Origin of the sequence: Nocardia violaceofusca NBRC 14427 (assembly GCF_963869435.1) — a bacterium.
Classification (GTDB): Bacteria; Actinomycetota; Actinomycetes; order Mycobacteriales; family Mycobacteriaceae; genus Nocardia; species Nocardia aobensis.
Genome location: NZ_CAWMPM010000068.1, coordinates 1 through 2,518 on the forward strand (window position 1 = coordinate 1; position 2,518 = coordinate 2,518).

The window sequence follows — 2,518 nt, forward strand, 5'->3', positions numbered from 1 at the left end:
TTGACAGCGGCCATGACATCCTCCCCGTGGGCGGCCATATGACGCCCCGTTGATGGCCATCGACTTCCCCGTGGGCGGCCAGATATTTCCCCGGCGTGTTGTGCATGTTCCGGATGGCTGGGCGGGTTTGCTCGCTCGGTGAAGAGCGGTAGGGAGATCATGGAAATCCTTGAGGCGTATGACCTCACGGGGAGTTACCGGGCGGCGGCGGAGCTGGCCGGCTGCGACCACCACACGGTCGCAAGGTATGTCGCGTTGCGGGCGTCTGGGGAGAGCCCGGTGGCGAGGGAGCATCGTGCTCGCCCGATCGATGAGTATTTGCCGAAAATCGAAGAGCTGGTGGTTCGTTCGAACGGCAAGATCCGCGCTGATGTTGTTCACAAGCGGATCACCGCGATGGGGTTCACCGGCGGAGAACGCACCACCCGCCGGGTGGTCGCGCAGGTCAAGGCGCAGTTGCGGGCAGGGCAGCGGCGGGTGTTCCGTCCGTGGATCGCTGAGCCGGGATTGTGGTTGCAGTGGGATTGGGGACACGGGCCAGTAGTCGGTGGTCGGCAGACGCAGTTGTGGTGCGCGTGGCTGGCGTGGTCGCGGTTCCGGGTGGTGATCCCGGTGATGGACAAGACGCTGCCGACGGTGGTGTCGTGCCTGGACACCACGCTGCGCCGGTTGGGTGGGGTGCCGACTTATGCGTTGACCGACAACGAGAAGACTGTGTCGGTCGAGCACGTCGCGACTATCGCGGTGCGTCATCCCGAAATCGTTGAAGTGGCAAGGCATTACGGGATGACGATCCGCACCTGCATGCCCGCGGACCCGCAAACCAAGGGCGGGTCGGAGGCGACGGTGCGGATCGCCAAGGCCGATCTGGTGCCGACCGACACGAACCTGCTCGGCGCCTACCGCACCTTCGGCGAGCTCGAGACCGCCTGCCGCGTGTTCTGCGAACAGGTCAACGACCGCGAACACCGCGAAACCCGGCGCCGCCCGATCGAAGCGCTGGCCGAGGAACGGACCCGTCTGCACCCGTTGCCGGGCAACCCGTTCACCATCGCGCTGGGCACGACCAGGAGAGTGAACTGGGATTCGACGGTTTCGGTTGAGGGAGTGCGGTATTCGGTTCCCCATACTCTTGCCGACACCCGTGTTTGGGTCCGGTTCCACGGTGACGAACTGATCGTCACCGCTGTCGAGGATCAAGGTCCGGTCGAGGTCGCCCGACACCAGCGCTCGACGCCGGGCAACCCGTCGATCAAGGACGAGCACTATCCGCCGCGGCGGGATCATCACGGCGAGCGCGTCCCGCGCGCGACCAGTGCGGAGGAGGCCGCGTTCCTGGGCCTGGGGCCCGGCGCTGCCGCGTGGTTGACCGAGGCCGCCGCGGCCGGAACCCGGCGGATCCGCCCGAAGATGGCCGAGGCGGTCACTCTCGCGAAACTGCACTCGTCCGCCGAAGTTGACCAGGCGCTGGGGATCGCCGCGATCGCGGGCCGGTTCGCCGAGAACGACCTGATCAGCATTCTGACCCACAACATCGGCCGCCGCAGCGCCGAGCCCACCCGGGCCGGTGAGCACCACAGCCTGCAGCCGGGAACCTCGGCCTGGTCCAATTTCGGCCTGCCCGCCACCAACGACGACACCGACCCCGAAAGTGATCATCGATGAACGCCCCTCTGCGCGTTGCCGGTTCGGCCGGAGACCCGTTGGCCGAGGCCATCGCCCTGACCAAACGACTCAAGTTGCCCTACCTGCGCCGAGCACTGACCGACCTGGTCCCGACCGCGAAAGCCCAGCGATGGGACCCCGCCGAGGTCGTCCGAGTGCTGCTCGCCGAAGAAGCCGCCGGCCGCGACGCGACCAACCTGCGGACCCGACGCAAACGCGCCGCGTTTCCCGCTGGAAAGACCTTCGGAGACTGGGACGAATCCGCGTCCTCCATCCCTCGTCCCACCCAGGACGCGTTGAAAACCCTCGAATGGGTCCGCAACAAGGAAAACCTCTGCATCTGCGGACCGTCGGGCACCGGAAAGAGCCACTTCTGCGAAGCGCTGGGCCAGGCCGCGGTCGAGGCCGGGCTCACGGTCGCCTGGTTCACCATCGAAGACCTCGGCGCGCTGATGCGGCGACATCGCGTCGATGACTCGGTCACCCGCGCCATCACCCGGCTGATCCGCACCGACCTGATCATCGTCGACGACATCGGCCTGCTGCCGGTCAGTCCCGATGCGGCAGAAGGGTTCTACCGGCTCGTCGATGCCGCCTACGAACGCCGGGCCATGGCAGTCAGCTCCAACCTGCACCCCTCGGGCTTCGACGAGATCATGCCCAAGACATTGGCCACCGCCACAGTCGATCGGCTGCTGCACCACGCACACGTCGTCGTCACATCCGGCGACAGTTTCCGGCTGGCCCAAGCCACCTCCGGGCAGGGGGTGAGGCCACTGCGCTGACCTCGCCGGGGAGATATCTGGCCACGGGGAAATAAGTGGCCGCCGTTGGGGATTCACAACTGGCCACC

At 66.7% G+C, this 2,518-nt stretch carries 2 protein-coding genes; both read left to right on the forward strand.

Going from position 1 to position 2,518, the window contains the following annotated elements:
• The first annotated feature begins 138 nt into the window (after nucleotides 1-138).
• The gene (gene istA / locus AC5592_RS34325) at nucleotides 139-1,665 is read left to right on the forward strand and encodes an IS21 family transposase (RefSeq protein ID WP_063066581.1); all 1,527 of its coding nucleotides are present in this window, start codon (nucleotides 139-141) and stop codon (nucleotides 1,663-1,665) included.
• On the forward strand, nucleotides 1,662-2,450 hold the full coding sequence (istB, locus tag AC5592_RS34330; RefSeq protein WP_063066582.1) for an IS21-like element helper ATPase IstB: 789 nt from the start codon (nucleotides 1,662-1,664) through the stop codon (nucleotides 2,448-2,450). The genes istA and istB overlap by 4 nt, the downstream gene beginning before the upstream one ends.
• Nucleotides 2,451-2,518: the final 68 nt, after the last annotated feature.